At 36.9% G+C, this 14,445-nt stretch carries 13 protein-coding genes; 2 read left to right on the top strand and 11 right to left on the bottom strand.

Annotated elements, in window-relative coordinates:
* Positions 1-182: 182 nt before the first annotated feature.
* Complete coding sequence (locus ACIQYS_RS15895) at positions 183-1,268, bottom strand: bifunctional 3-deoxy-7-phosphoheptulonate synthase/chorismate mutase (protein ID WP_402982037.1); 1,086 nt, start codon at positions 1,266-1,268, stop codon at positions 183-185.
* A gap of 165 nt (positions 1,269-1,433) precedes the next feature.
* Here ACIQYS_RS15895 and ACIQYS_RS15900 point away from each other — a divergent pair, with 165 nt between their 5' ends.
* Positions 1,434-3,569 carry a cell division protein FtsA gene (locus tag ACIQYS_RS15900; protein ID WP_402982039.1) on the top strand — a complete coding sequence of 712 codons (2,136 nt, stop codon included), beginning with the start codon at positions 1,434-1,436 and terminating at the stop codon, positions 3,567-3,569.
* A 38-nt stretch (positions 3,570-3,607) separates the two neighbouring features.
* On the opposite strand, the gene ACIQYS_RS15905 is transcribed toward ACIQYS_RS15900, so the two are convergent.
* The 10 genes from ACIQYS_RS15905 to ACIQYS_RS15950 form a co-directional block, all read right to left on the bottom strand.
* Positions 3,608-4,186 (bottom strand): YtxH domain-containing protein, encoded by a 579-nt coding sequence (locus tag ACIQYS_RS15905; RefSeq protein ID WP_402982042.1) that lies wholly within the window; start codon positions 4,184-4,186, stop codon positions 3,608-3,610.
* A gap of 14 nt (positions 4,187-4,200) precedes the next feature.
* On the bottom strand, positions 4,201-4,665 hold the full coding sequence (locus ACIQYS_RS15910) for a DUF948 domain-containing protein (protein WP_402982044.1): 465 nt from the start codon (positions 4,663-4,665) through the stop codon (positions 4,201-4,203).
* A 145-nt stretch (positions 4,666-4,810) separates the two neighbouring features.
* Complete coding sequence (murC, locus tag ACIQYS_RS15915) at positions 4,811-6,112, bottom strand: UDP-N-acetylmuramate--L-alanine ligase (protein ID WP_402982046.1); 1,302 nt, start codon at positions 6,110-6,112, stop codon at positions 4,811-4,813.
* Between the two features lie 133 nt (positions 6,113-6,245).
* Positions 6,246-9,479: a DNA translocase FtsK gene (locus ACIQYS_RS15920; RefSeq protein ID WP_402982049.1), complete on the bottom strand. Its 3,234-nt coding sequence runs from the start codon at positions 9,477-9,479 to the stop codon at positions 6,246-6,248.
* Between the two features lie 361 nt (positions 9,480-9,840).
* Complete coding sequence (gene ytpR / locus ACIQYS_RS15925) at positions 9,841-10,449, bottom strand: YtpR family tRNA-binding protein (RefSeq protein WP_402982051.1); 609 nt, start codon at positions 10,447-10,449, stop codon at positions 9,841-9,843.
* The gene (locus ACIQYS_RS15930) at positions 10,446-11,261 is read right to left on the bottom strand and encodes a DUF1444 family protein (protein ID WP_402982054.1); all 816 of its coding nucleotides are present in this window, start codon (positions 11,259-11,261) and stop codon (positions 10,446-10,448) included. The genes ytpR and ACIQYS_RS15930 overlap by 4 nt, the downstream gene beginning before the upstream one ends.
* Positions 11,262-11,359: 98 nt before the next feature.
* Complete coding sequence (locus ACIQYS_RS15935; RefSeq protein WP_402982056.1) at positions 11,360-11,671, bottom strand: thioredoxin family protein; 312 nt, start codon at positions 11,669-11,671, stop codon at positions 11,360-11,362.
* Between the two features lie 12 nt (positions 11,672-11,683).
* Entirely contained in the window at positions 11,684-12,196 is a 513-nt protein-coding gene (locus ACIQYS_RS15940; RefSeq protein ID WP_402982059.1) for a hypothetical protein, read from the bottom strand.
* A 63-nt stretch (positions 12,197-12,259) separates the two neighbouring features.
* Positions 12,260-12,781, bottom strand: a complete 522-nt coding sequence (locus tag ACIQYS_RS15945; RefSeq protein ID WP_402982061.1) for a DUF84 family protein — start codon at positions 12,779-12,781, stop codon at positions 12,260-12,262.
* Positions 12,782-12,830: 49 nt separating this feature from the next.
* Positions 12,831-13,904: a M42 family metallopeptidase gene (locus ACIQYS_RS15950; protein WP_402982064.1), complete on the bottom strand. Its 1,074-nt coding sequence runs from the start codon at positions 13,902-13,904 to the stop codon at positions 12,831-12,833.
* Between the two features lie 167 nt (positions 13,905-14,071).
* Between ACIQYS_RS15950 and ACIQYS_RS15955 the strand changes: the two genes are divergently transcribed.
* The gene (locus ACIQYS_RS15955) at positions 14,072-14,386 is read left to right on the top strand and encodes a hypothetical protein (RefSeq protein WP_402982066.1); all 315 of its coding nucleotides are present in this window, start codon (positions 14,072-14,074) and stop codon (positions 14,384-14,386) included.
* Positions 14,387-14,445 lie beyond the last annotated feature (59 nt).

Consider the following 14,445-nt stretch of genomic DNA (forward strand, 5'->3'; position numbering starts at 1 on the left):
TGTTGGTGTGGTAACTACATTTTACACGAGGTCGTTATGGGCTTCTTTTAATTCAACTTATAGGTGTTGCACTTAATATTACAATTCGTCATATATAAATAATACTTGATATACGCTATAGTTTTCAATCAAATAGTAAAACCGACTCTGTAATAAGAGTCGGTTTTGTGAAACTTTTCTACTTATGCATGCACTTCATGTGTTTTCATGAAGTTTTGTAATGAATTATAAAACTCGTCGAATTGTTGTAAATTCATTTGTTGTGCTGCATCCGATAACGCAACTGCTGGATCCGGATGAACTTCCGCCATAACTCCATCTGCTCCGATTGCGATAGCAGCTTTTGCTGCAGGTAAAAGAATATCACGACGTCCAGTTGAATGTGTCACATCCACAAACACTGGTAAATGAGTTTCTTGTTTTAAAATTGGCACTGCTGAAATATCTAATGTATTTCGAGTAGCACGTTCGTATGTGCGAATACCACGTTCACATAAAATGATTTGGTCATTTCCTTGTGACATAATATATTCTGCTGCATGAATGAACTCATCTAATGTAGCTGCAATGCCCCGTTTTAATAATACTGGTTTATTGATAGAGCCTACAGCTTTTAATAGTTCAAAGTTTTGCATATTACGAGCACCTACTTGCACGACATCTACATAGTCAAGTGCTTCGTCTAAATGGCTAGGCGTCACAATTTCAGACACGACTGCTAAGCCATACTCTTGTGAAATTTGTTTTAATATTTTAAGGCCTTCTAAACCTAGACCTTGGAAATCATAAGGAGATGTACGTGGTTTGTATGCCCCACCTCGAATTAACTTTAAACCTTTCGCTTGGATTGCTGCCGCTACTTCTGCTACTTGCGTGTATGATTCTACTGCACATGGTCCAAATACGAAAGAAGGTGCCCCTGTGCCGATTTTTTCGCCGTTTATTTCTACAACAGTATCAGCAGATTTCTTCTTACGAGAAACTAAAAGTGCTTTCTTTTGATCATCTACTTGTAATTCCAATGCAGTTTTAAATATTTCTTTAAAAATATGCTCCACTGTGGATTGTGGTAGTGGACCATCATTATTTTCTTTTAAGTGATCTAACATATGTCTTTCGCGAAGAGGATCATATCTATTTACACCTTGCTTTTCTTTCACTCTTCCTATTTCTTTTACAACACCAGCTCTTTCATTGATTAACTGTAAAATTTCTACGTTAATCTCATCTACACGACTGCGTAAAGCTTCTAAATCGACATGACTCATAGATAATTCTCCTCTCTTCTTTCCACCGACACTTTATATCGCCTGAAAATTATGATACATTTTTAAGTATAAGTCATATTATAATCAATGTTTGTGAAAATGTCACGCATTTTATTTTAGCGATTCAACTCGCTAAAGTATTTGACTGGAGAAGGACGTGGAAAATTGGCAACTAAATTATTTGCATTAGATATAGGAACAAGATCTGTAGTTGGTATTATATTAGAGGAGCGCAATGAGACCTTTCATGTTGTCGATATATTAGTCGAAGAACATAAAGAACGAGCAATGGTCGACGGGCAAATACATAATGTATTGAAAGTAGCAGAAGTAATCCAATCGATAAAAAAACAACTAGAGGAAACACATGGACCACTTGAAAAAGTGAGTGTTGCAGCAGCAGGACGAGCGTTAAAAACAGAACAAGCAGAAATTAAAATGGATATTAAAAATAGACCAATTTTATCAGAGGACGATATAAGCAGGCTGGAGCTTTCAGCCGTTCAACAAGCACAAAACAATATTGTGCAAAATGACACGGACAAGGAATCGAGCCACTATTACTGTGTCGGATATAGTGTTTTATACTACCGTTTAGATGGAGAGGAAATTGGTAGTTTGGTAGACCAGCAAGGACAAGAAGCATCTATTGAAGTAATCGCAACCTTTTTGCCAAGGGTAGTCGTTGAATCTTTACTTTCCGCTTTAAAAAGGGCCAATTTAGAAATGGAAGCTTTAACATTGGAACCAATTGCAGCGATTAATGTACTAATTCCCCCTACAATGCGACGACTGAATGTTGCCCTTGTAGATATCGGTGCTGGAACTTCCGATATTGCTATTACAGATTATGGTACAGTTGTCGCATATGGGATGGTCCCAAATGCAGGGGACGAAATTACCGAAGCATTAAGTGATCATTACTTACTAGATTTCCCGCTTGCAGAAGATGCAAAAAGAGCGATTAATACGAATGAATTTATCCCAATACAAGATATTTTGGGATTCGAGCAAAACATACCAAAAGAAGAAATGGTAGCGGCTATTAGGCCAGCAACATTAGAACTCGCCACATCCATTTCAAATGAAATTCTTCGGTTGAATAATAACCGGCCAACAAAAGCTGTCATGCTAGTTGGTGGTGGAAGCCTGACTCCTTCCCTTACGACAATTTTAGCTGAAAAACTAAATTTACCAGCGAATCGAGTGGCGGTTCGAGGAATTGACGCTATACAAAACTTGACAAAAGAAGCACATATTCCAGTATCGCCGGAACTTGTTACACCGATTGGAATTGCTATTGCAGCAAAACGGGCACCAATACAATATATGTCCGTAGAAGTAAATAACCAAGTTGTTCGCCTATTTGAGCTAAAAGAAATGACGGTAGGCGATGCACTGCTTGCAGCAAATATTCCTACCCGAAAGTTATACGGCAAACCAGGAGCAGCACTATCCGTTGAAGTGAATGGACAAACGATACACATTCCAGGAGAACATGGTAAACCGGCAGTAATTATGTTAAATGGTCACAAAACAAATACAAAAGCAATAATCAAAAATAAAGATAAGATTGAATTATTAGAAGGGGAGAATGGGAAAGAAGGTTCCGCTTCCGTTCGGGATTTAATCGATGCTGCTTCTGTCAAAACGCTCTATTTTCAAGATGTTATACATACCGTTGAACCGACAGTTAAGGTTAATGGGGTGACAATCTCACTTGATACCTCGTTAAAAGAAAGAGACAAAGTAACAGTTGATACCCCACAAACAGTGGAACAAGTTTTATATGCAATTCGAAAAGAAAATTTTATAGCACAGTTATCTCCATATATGATTACACTAAATGATAAAAATCATTATATTCCAGACTTCTCATCGGAGCTATTGTTAAATGGAAGCATAGTAAAGTTATCTTATCCTGTTCAAGACAATGATGTGATAGATATAAGTGTAGCAAGTCCTCCAACTTTACAGCAACTTGCTGATCAATTGGAGAAAAAATTAATCGAGCGCATAATACTTACTTTTCAGGAAGAAAAGATCGAGCTTACGAGGGAATGTGCGGTCGTTTCAATGGGGGAAAGAATATTAGCCCCTACGGATAGTGTTCCTAGCGGGACGATCCTTCAGTGGAAGTTAATAAACCATGATCCATGGGTATTCCAAGATATCTTCCGTTTTACAGATTGGAATATGCCAGAAGGTGCTAGTTCGTTTCAAATTGTTAGAAATGGACAATCATCTCGATTTGATGAAGAAATTTTTGGTGGAGATCGATTAGAAATAGTTCTCAAATAATAAAACACGAAACGGGTATATGCCCGTTTCGTGTTTTATTATTTATTCGCATTATCAGTACCAACTACCGCTTCTTTAATCGCTTCTGCAACCGCTGTAGTATCTTCTTGCTCTGCAGTTACCTCGTCTGTTGTATTTGAAATAGTCTCCATGTAATCCATTGGTTCTTCGCCTTCATATGAAGCTGTCCCGTCGTCTAAAGGAGAAGATGGATGTCCTTTAATTGACTTCACTTTATCTACTAATTGACCGGATTGCTCTTGTAATTGCTTCGAAATTTGTGTCGTTTTCTCTTTTGCAGTCGAAGAAAAATCTAATGTTTTTTCTTTTAATTGTCCTGCTTGCGTAGAAAGATTGCCACGAAGCTCTGATCCTGTTTTAGGAGCTAATAATAATGCAGTCACAGCGCCGATAATACCTCCGATGAATACACCAATGAAAAAATCTTTCCCGTTCATTTCTTCCTTCTGATAGATACTTTCTTTCGTTTCGTTGTAATAAGGAACTGGTGGATAGTTAGGAGCAGCTTGTCTATCATACGATGCTTGATTTGCATAATATTCATGATTATAAGATGCTTCATTATAATTTGGCTTTTTTGGTTCGTAATTGCTCATTTAAATTCCTCCAATTATAGGTTTGTTTTTTTATTATGTTCAAAAGCATGATATCCCGCTTGCTCTAATTCTTTCCGTTCTTTCCATTTATCTCGAATTCCTAATAGTACATTACTCCACTGTACAACTTGTGCTATTTTTTCTTCATTTTTTTCCACCTCTGATGTAACAGAGGATGTTAGGCGTTGTATGGAGTGGTTAAAACCACTGACAGAAGTACCTACATTTTTTACAGCATCGACAACTGTATTTAGTTTTTCCGATTTCTCTTGTATATCTTCTGCTAACTCATTTGTTTTATGAAGAAGTTCCGCTGTTTCTTTTGTTACATTTTGTAGGTTTGTATCAAGTCCTTCTAATGTACCTGCAACATTATTTAAAGTCTTTTTAACTGAAAACAATGTAACAGCAAGACTTATACAAAGCACTAAAAATGCAACTGCAGCTATAATAGCAGCTATGTATAAAAGATTTTCCATATTATATACTCTCCTTTTCTTCGTTGTCTTATCATATTTTTACCCTAAAAGAATAAATTTAAACTTCTTTCTCTATTACTATACTACGTTTCTTTCAAATATCCTTTAAAAAAATGCTTAATCACAAAAGGATTAAGCATTTTTCTTATTTATTTAGTTTTTTTTCGAAAGCTTGTTGATACTTTTGTACGTCTCCTGCTCCCATAAATAAATAAACCGCATCTTCATAAACAAGTAATTGTTCTACTGTTTCTTCATATAAAATGTGACTGTTTTTGATTAAATCAGCAAGTGTTTGAACCGACAATTCTCCAGCATTTTCTCTTGCCGAACCAAAAATATCACATAAATAAACTTGATCTGCCAGGCTCAAGCTTTCACTAAACTCATGCAAAAACTTTTTTGTTCTAGTAAATGTATGAGGTTGAAATATTGCAACAATTTTTCGATTTGGATATTTTTGTTGTGCGGATTGAATCGTTGCTTTGATTTCTGTTGGATGATGCGCATAATCATCAATAATAATACGGTCTCCGATAACAGTCTCTGTAAAGCGTCTTTTCACACCTTCAAACGTTTCTAATCCTTTTTGGATAATATCCCCCGGAACTTCTTCATAATGGCATAAAGAGATCACAGCGAGTGAATTTAATACGGCATGGTCGCCGAACAACGGAATTGTAAAACGCTCATAAAACTCATTTCGTACATACACATCAAAAGAAGTACCTTCCGTTGTTTTCTCTATATTTCGGGCTGCGAAATCATTATGTTCCCCAAACCCGTAATATAAAACTGGGACTGGTGCTTTAATCTTTTGTAAATAGGCATCGTCGCCACAAGCAATAATTCCTTTTTTCACTTGCATTGCCATTGATTGAAATGCGTTGAATACATCCTCAATATCTAGGAAATAATCTGGGTGATCAAAATCAATATTTGTCATGATTGCATAATCCGGACTGTAGGCTAGAAAATGTCTACGATATTCACATGCCTCAAATACAAAATTAGCTGCATCCTTCTCCCCTTTTCCAGTACCATCACCGATTAAAAAAGAAGTAGGTGCATATCCACTCAACACATGAGAAAGCAATCCAGTTGTAGACGTTTTTCCATGTGCACCTGTTACTGCAATGGACGTAAATTGACTCATATAGTCACCTAGAAAATTGTGGTAACGAATGACTTCTAATCCTAGTTCTTTCGCTCTAACAAGTTCAGGATGGCTATCAGGAAAAGCATTTCCTGCAATAATTGTCATGCCCTCATCAATATTTGCTTCATCAAATAACAATACTTTTATATTTCTTTCATGTAATGGCTTTTCTGTAAAGAAATACTTTTCGATATCGGAGCCTTGTACTTCATTTCCTACATCATGTAATATTTGTGCTAAAGGGCTCATTCCAGACCCTTTGATACCTGTAAAATGATACTTTGTCATACGTTGTAAACCTCCTGGGGCTATCCCCGCTTAAATACACTATTCAATCCATTTTTACTTCTATTATTCAGTCATATGCTTAGACGTACTCCCCATTATATCATTTTTTTATGCATATCTTTAATAAATAATATTAACTAAATATTTGTTCTAAACTATCGTTAGTAAGTAATACATCCCTTGCTTTACTACCCTTTTGTTCTGAAATATAACCACTCTCATACATGGCATCAATTAGCCTCGCAGCACGATTATATCCAAGGTGAAATTTACGCTGTAGTAAGGAAGTAGAAGCGGATCCTTGTTCTACGATAAAGCGGCACGCTTCTTCAAATAAATCATCTTGCTCTGAAGTTTCTGCTCGATGCAGCAATTCTTCTTGTTCGAATATATACTCGGGTGTCCCTTGACTTCTTGCATAATCAATAACTGCTTCGATTTCATCGTCTGAGACATAAGTACCTTGTATACGGTCAGGACTAGACATGCCATTTCCTTGATACAGCATATCTCCTCTTCCAAGTAATCGTTCTGCCCCTTGTTGATCTAAAATCGTACGTGAATCGATTTGAGAAGAAACAGAAAATGCGATACGCGTAGGAATATTTGCTTTAATAAGCCCCGTAATAACATCTACAGATGGGCGCTGCGTAGCTAAAACTAAATGAATACCACACGCTCTCGCTTTTTGAGCGATGCGACAAATAGCATCTTCCACTTCTGCAGGAGCCATCATCATTAAATCAGCAAGCTCATCGATTACAATCACGATATATGGAAGTTTTTGAGCAAATTGTCGCTTTTCCGTCGCAAGTGTATTATATCTGCTTATGTCACGTACCCCAATATGCGCAAATAATTGATAGCGACGTTCCATTTCCTCCACAGCCCACTTCAATGCTGCGGTTGCAGCCTTGACATCTGTAATGACAGGACTGACCAAATGAGGAATATGATTAAAAGGAGCAAGCTCTACCATTTTCGGATCGATTAATAATAATTTTACTTCTTCAGGAGTCGCTTTATACAACAAACTCACAAGTAATGAATTAATAAATACCGATTTCCCAGATCCTGTTGCTCCTGCAATTAAACCATGTGGCATTTTTCTTAAATCCAAGGTCACAGGTTTTCCAGTAAGATCGAGACCAAGTGCTGCTTCAAGTGGTGATTCCGACTGCACAAAAACTTCTGTATTTAGCACTTCCGATAAGCGAACTGCTCGGGACGTTCGGTTAGGTATTTCTATACCTATGGATCTTTTCCCTGGAATTGGTGCTTGAATACGAATATCTTTGGCTGCAAGCGCTAATTTCAAATCATCTGCTAAATTCCGAATTTTACTTACTTTCGTTCCATGACCTACAGTCAGTTCAAATTGTGTAACAGCCGGGCCTTGAACCATTTGAACGATTTCACCTGTTACTTGAAAATAAGACAATGCCTCTACTAATGTATCTGCCTGTTCTTCCATCCATTCTCTGTCCTCATCCTTCATTTCGGGAGGGAGCAAATAACTGAATGATGGTCTCGTGTAGGTTGATTGAACAATTTCCTGTTCCGTTAGTTCTTTTTCTTCGTTTAGTGTTGCTTCGGGTAATTCAGTTTTTTCTACAATCTTTTGTATTACAGGTTCGTGTATATTATTTGTATTTAGTTTATTCAGGTTTTGCTTATCTGATTTCAGCATTAGTACATTAAAAGGGCGAATATTTTCTTTTCGTCCTTCCAACTTCTCTTCCTCTACTTGTTCCAATACAGGAGTTTGTTCCTCTACAAGTGTTGCCGCAATTGCTTCCGTAGGAGTGATAGCAATTGGAGCTTCCACTTTAATCGGTTCTCCAATTTCCTCTTCTAACATTGTTTTTTCTATATTTTGCTTATCTGATTTCAGCATTAGTACATTAAAAGGGCGAATATTTTCTTTGCGTACTTCTAGCTTCTCTTCCTCTGCTTGTTTCAATACAGGTAATGGTTCCTCCACAAGTGTTGCTGCAGTTGCTTCCGTAGGAGTGATAGTAATTGGTGCTTCTAATTTAATAGGTTCTACTATTTCTTCCTCTTTTTTCAGCATTGTTTTTTCTATATTTTGTTTATCTGATTTCAGCATGAGCACATTAAACGGACGAACATTTTCTTTTCGTACTTCTAGCTTTTCTTCCTGTACTAGCTCCGATGTAGGTACAGATTCCTCCGTCTCCTTCATCGTTGGTGGGACCTCTTCTATCTCCATTTGTTCCGGAATGCTAGTAATTGGTGATTCCTCTATAATTTCTTCTATTTTTTCTTCTTTTTCTACGCTTTCTTCTTGTACTAGTTCCGGTGTAGGCACAGATTCCTCTGTCGCCTTCATCGTTGGGGGAACCTCTTCTTTCACCGTTTGTTCCGAAATGCTAGTAATTGGTGATTCCTCTATAATTTCTTCTATTTTTTCTTCTTTTTCTACGCTTTCTACTTGTACTAGTTCCGATGTAGGCACAGATTCCTCCGACTCCTTCATCGTTGGGGGGATCTCTTCTTTCACCATTTGTTCTGGAATGCTAGTAATTGGTGATTCCTCTATAAATTCTTCTATTTTTTCTTCTTTTTCTACGCTTTCTACTTGTACTAGTTCCGGTGTAGGCACAGATTCCTCTGTCGCCTTCATCGTTGGGGGAACCTCTTCTTTCACCGTTTGTTCCGGAATGCTAGTAATTGGTGATTCCTCTATAATTTCGTGAATTTTGACTTCTTTTTCTACGCTTTCTTCAAGAGGAAGTTGCGTTTCTCTATTTTTCGAAAAACCATAAATTGGTGACGGTACTTCTGTTGGCGTAAACGCTCTTTTTTTACTAGGCGTTGTAATAATCTCATCCATCGTATTCTTATCTTGTTGTTGATCTACTTTCTGTATTTTACGCTGCTGCCAAGTTTCTTGTATAGTACGTATTGGTGCATTGTCAGCGAGTGGTTTTTCTTTAGGAATTGAACTTTCTCTCCTTTTAGAAAAACCAAATACAGGTGAAGGTACTTCCGTTGGTGAAAATGCTCTTTTTTTTCTAACGATTGCGGGTGTATCCGTATCATCCACTGTTATTTTTTCGGATCGATGAATGATTGTCGGTTGCTTCCGTTGTTGCCACTTATCTTGCTTGTATAATGGCTTGTATAATTGTTCTTCTGTTAATTGTTTTTCTATAAAAGGTTCATGTATGATTTTATCTTCATTCGGTTGCTCGTAAATCGTTTCCATTTTCTCTTCATCCGAAATTAATGGAAAGCGGAATGGTGTTTTTGATCGTGTAGTCGAAACAGTTTTCTCTTCTACTTCGATTTCTTCTTTATATTCTTCTTCATTCAATCCAAATAGTTTTTTAAACCAATTCAATTTCATCACTCTTTCTAATAGATACATTCTATTTTACCAATAATGACGGGATAAGTCCTCACTTAATACAAAAAAGCACACCATATCGGCATGCTTTTTTGTATTTTGATATAAATTAGCTAATTACAGATAACTAGAACATGTCTTATGATACAAAGTGAAACTTCCAAAAGCGGGGGCTTTCTTCATCCCCACATACTGGAGAAATTGAACTCAGGCAAATAACGCCGCTTCGTGCGGCAATGCCTAAGTGGTCAACATCCTGTTGACCCGAACCAGTCGGGGATTTACAGGCTGTTTATCCCCACATATTTACATCGATTTTCTCTTACAAAAGTTGAGGTGGGGATATTACAGCCTGTTAAACCGGGACAAAAGCTGTTCCAATTTCGGCATTTCCGTCTAGAACTAATATACCTTTCACTTCTGGAGCGTTCGGTAATGCTAATTCTTTTGCGGAACATAGCATTCCACTAGATGCAACTCCGCGTAGCTCTGCGTCTTTGATGATCATTCCAGATGGCATAACTGCTCCTACTTTTGCAACTACGACTTTTTGACCTGCTTCAACATTTGGCGCACCACATACAATTTGTAAAGTTGTTTCACCAACATTTACTTGGCAAACTTTTAACTTATCTGCATTTGGATGCTGCTCTAATGTTTCTACGTAACCAACTACAAACTTAGGTGACAAATCCACTTCTAATTGGTAATCTGCCCCATTTGTATTTAAAGCTTGCTGTACTTTTTCAACAAATGCTTCTGTTAGCTCAACATTGCCTCTTGCTTCGATTTTTTCATATTTACTAAAGCCAAAAATATTGATCGCTACCACTTTGTTTGATTGCGCTTCTTTTACAAACGTTACATCACCATGTGTTTCTGTCACTACTTTTTCCACTTTTTCAGGTGTTATTTGTACTAAAAGTACATCCCCTACGCCAACTTCATTGTAAAATATATTCATTTGTCTTCTTTCTCCTTTGTTACTCGATTTTTCGCCATGATAAAAATTGGCTCTAAATCTCCATTTTCATATATAAAAGATAATGAAGTTATCGGTACTGTTCCAACTGTGAAGAAATGCATCGTCATTTGAGCTAGAACATCGTATCCTGTTTCATTTCTTATATCACCAACAATCATAACATCTTGATGGGGTACAGAAACAGTCATATCTCCAACAATTATTTTTTTCATATCTCGTAGAAGAGATTCATTTAACATGCGACTAGCATCATATCCATCGTTATTATTAAAGAAATAAAACGTATTGCCTGAAACGTAATCTTTTTTATAATTAGTTTCTAAATTTCTAACTTGGAATAGTGCTCTTTCGCGAATTTCTGTTTCTCTTATATTCCAGTTCTTAAGCATCTTTTCATCGAGTAGACGATAAGTGCTTCCTAAGTCTAACGCATAGTAAATACGTGTTTCCGCAGTATGATCTTTTGTGATAAATTTGTTGCCTTCATTGGATTTTAACGGGAAAGAGGTAGAACGAATTACTGGATATATCGAGGAGGTGGGATCAATATTTCCAGCCTTTTCTCTTTCCATCGCTTGAAATGTTTGATGAATCGTATAAACCACTTCGTCAATTGCTTGTTCTTTCTTCGTTTCATATTTTGCTAAAATAGGAGGTATCGAAATATCAATTCCTTTTTCTGTTTCTTTATGCGTCAGTCTAAGCTTGTTCGTCTCCCGATTGTAATCATATGTATATATTTCCTCAGATAGTTTTGTTTTTAAAACTCTTATAAGTTCCAGCGCTTTCATATTAAATCTTTCCTTTCAATTCAATCATATACGCATAAGGCTTTAACATTGGATGAAAAAAGTTAAACGGTCCACCATTAGTGAACCGTTTAAATGTTTTACATCGTTTGAAGAAATGATTCGATTTCTTCTTTTGTTTTGCGATCTTTACTAACAAAACGGCCTTTTTCAAAACCATTTTCGAAAACGATAAAACTTGGAATACCAAACACATCTAATTGGCCACATAAGTCGATGAATTCATCTCGATCCACGGACACAAAGGTAAAGTTTGAAAATTTGTCCTCCAGTTCGCCCATAAAAGGATCGATGAAATGACAGTCCGGACACCAGTCCGCTGTAAATTTAAAAACAACCTTCTCGCCTTGCTTTAACTGTTCGAATTGTTCTAGTGAAGATAAATTTTGCATGTAAATCCCCCTTTAGTTCGTAGAGATTGATCGAACAATTGTCATCATTTTATCCAAATTGCCCGCAATATTTTGTTGTTTAGAAATCGTTGTAAGCTTAATGCCACCAATACTAGTAATGAGTTCGTATTTCTCTGCACTATTTTCAAGTATTGCTACAAATCCAAATCGTCCATTTTGTTCAAAAGTCTTTTCCTCAACTATATTTAAATTAGTATCAGCCATCATTAAATCATAATATAGTCGACTTCCTGGCAATTCGTTCGGATTAAGAAATAATATATAAGAATCTTTCCCTTTAGAAAGAATAATATTTGTTTCATCTGGCTCCTCTTCTATGGAGAAACCACTTGGGATGAATAATTTCATATTATTAATTTCTTCATTCGGTTTTTCGGCATCGCCTTGAAAAACTAACTTTGCCTTTTCTATCCCATCTTCCACGTTTTCTTCCATGGTAGAGCATCCAACTAATAAAATGACAGCTAGTGACGCGAAAAAAACTCGCATCCAATTTCGAGTCATTTACTTTCCTCCATTCAAAGCATAACTGCTATATATTTTAACGATGATTTGTTTTACATGCAACTACAACAACTTCTTGGAAAGTTCATATTGTCCAATTAGAAGATACATAATATGCTCAAACATCATACTTCTTGTTATAAGCCCGTCCGTAAATACACCAATTGCCCCTTCGTCATGACGAATCCCTTTCCTATTTGTATAGACGTCCATAACTGGACCAAGTTCCGCACCAGCTCGTAATTTTTTGGCTATCTCATCCGGCAATGGAATACCTGCTCCCGTTGCGGTAAATATGTCACCATTATTTGTCACAAGTGCCCCCCAATTACAAATGTACATGATACCGTCTATTTCCTGAACGCCTCCTTCTAGTCCGATACCAAACACGGCATCTTGATGCCCCATTAGCTGTTTTGCACGATTGATCGCTCCTTGTCTTGTTTCTTCATTGCTCATTGGTTGCGCAGATACTAAGGAATTCACTTCCTTGTTTACAAAACTAGCATCTGGATAGTACATACGCGAAATTGTTTGAACTGCTTTTGTTTTCGCTTTATTAGTAGTTCCTATGATTATTTTCATCGACTTATTCTCCATTTCTGAAAAAAAGATGCCTCGAGGGCATCTTTTTTTATACGTTTGCTTTAATCGTTTCCAATGTAGTATGATCACATGCTTTTACTAGTTTTACTAGTAATTCTTTTGCTGCTGCATAATCATCTGTATGGATGATTGAGGACGATGTGTGAATATAGCGTGAGCATATACCGATTACAGCACTTGGAATTCCTTCATTCGATGTATGTACTCGACCGGCATCCGTTCCACCTTGGGAGATGAAATATTGGTATGGGATTTTATGTGTTTCTGCTGTATCCAATACGAATTCCCTCATACCTCGATGAGTGACCATTGTGCGGTCGAAAATACGTAGAAGTGCTCCCTTTCCAAGTTGACCAAATTCATTTTTATTGCCAGAAGCATCATTTGCAGGGCTTGCGTCTAATGCGAAGAACAAGTCGGGTTGAATCATATTTGCTGAAGCTTGAGCCCCGCGCAAGCCAACTTCTTCCATCACGTTCGCACCGGAATAGAGCATATTTGGTAGTTGCTCGTTTTGTACTGCTTTTAACAGTTCAATTGCAAGTCCACAACCATAGCGGTTATCCCAAGCTTTCGCCATAATTTTTTTATCATTAGCCATTGGTGTAAATGGACAAACTGGAACGATTTGATCTCCTGGTTTAATCCCCATTCTAGCTACATCTTCTTTATCGTCCGCACCAACATCTATGAGCATATTTTTAATATCCATCGGTTTATTACGTACTTCATCGCTTAGTAAATGAGGAGGAATAGAACCGATCACACCTGGAATGGTTTTTTCTTTTGTTACAATGTCCACACGTTGCGCAAGAAGTACTTGGTTCCACCAACCACCTAATGGTTGAAAACGAATCATTCCGTTATCGGTAATACCTGACACCATGAAACCAACTTCGTCCATATGACCAGCTACCAATATTTTCGGACCATTTGCATCTCCTTTTTTCAAGCCGAAAATTCCACCTAAATTATCTTGTACAATTTCATCCGAATATTTCGATAGCTCGCTTCGCATAAATGCACGAACTCCATGTTCATTACCAGGTGCACCTGGTAATTCTGTTAACGTTTTAAATAGTGAGCGCGTTTCTTCATTCATCTAAAAAGCCTCCTAAAGCTATATAAAAACTTAAATATAAAAAAAGATTCCACTTCCATTGTAATAAAAGAAGCATTACTTTACTACAATTAAACTTCGCATATCGAAAAATTTAAACGAAATCAGATGTGTGTTACACTAAAAAAAATGACTGGAGGAGGATTACGATGAAATTAAAAGATTATATGATGGGGCTTGGAACTGGAATTGCTATTGGGATTATCTCAAGTCAAGCCGCTAAAAAATTGAATTTAAATCGATCTGCTGAACTAGTTTTAAGAGATATAAAAACGGCGTTTAAAGAAGAGGGACCAATTGATGGATCATGGATTTTGATGAATCCAGAGCCATTTAACAAAGAGGCAATTCATACAAATGTATATAAAGGTGGTATTTCCCGGATAAAAAATGGGGAGCTTGAGCAGTTTGAATTCGCAGCAGATGCAAAAACAGGTACAGTTGTGGATTTGGTAAAAATGTAATGTAGTTTCTGAAAGAATAGCTATTCTCTATATAGAAAAAAACAGCCAAAGATGCAATT

This window comes from Psychrobacillus sp. NPDC096426 (assembly GCF_044762745.1).
Taxonomy (GTDB): domain Bacteria; phylum Bacillota; class Bacilli; order Bacillales_A; family Planococcaceae; genus Psychrobacillus.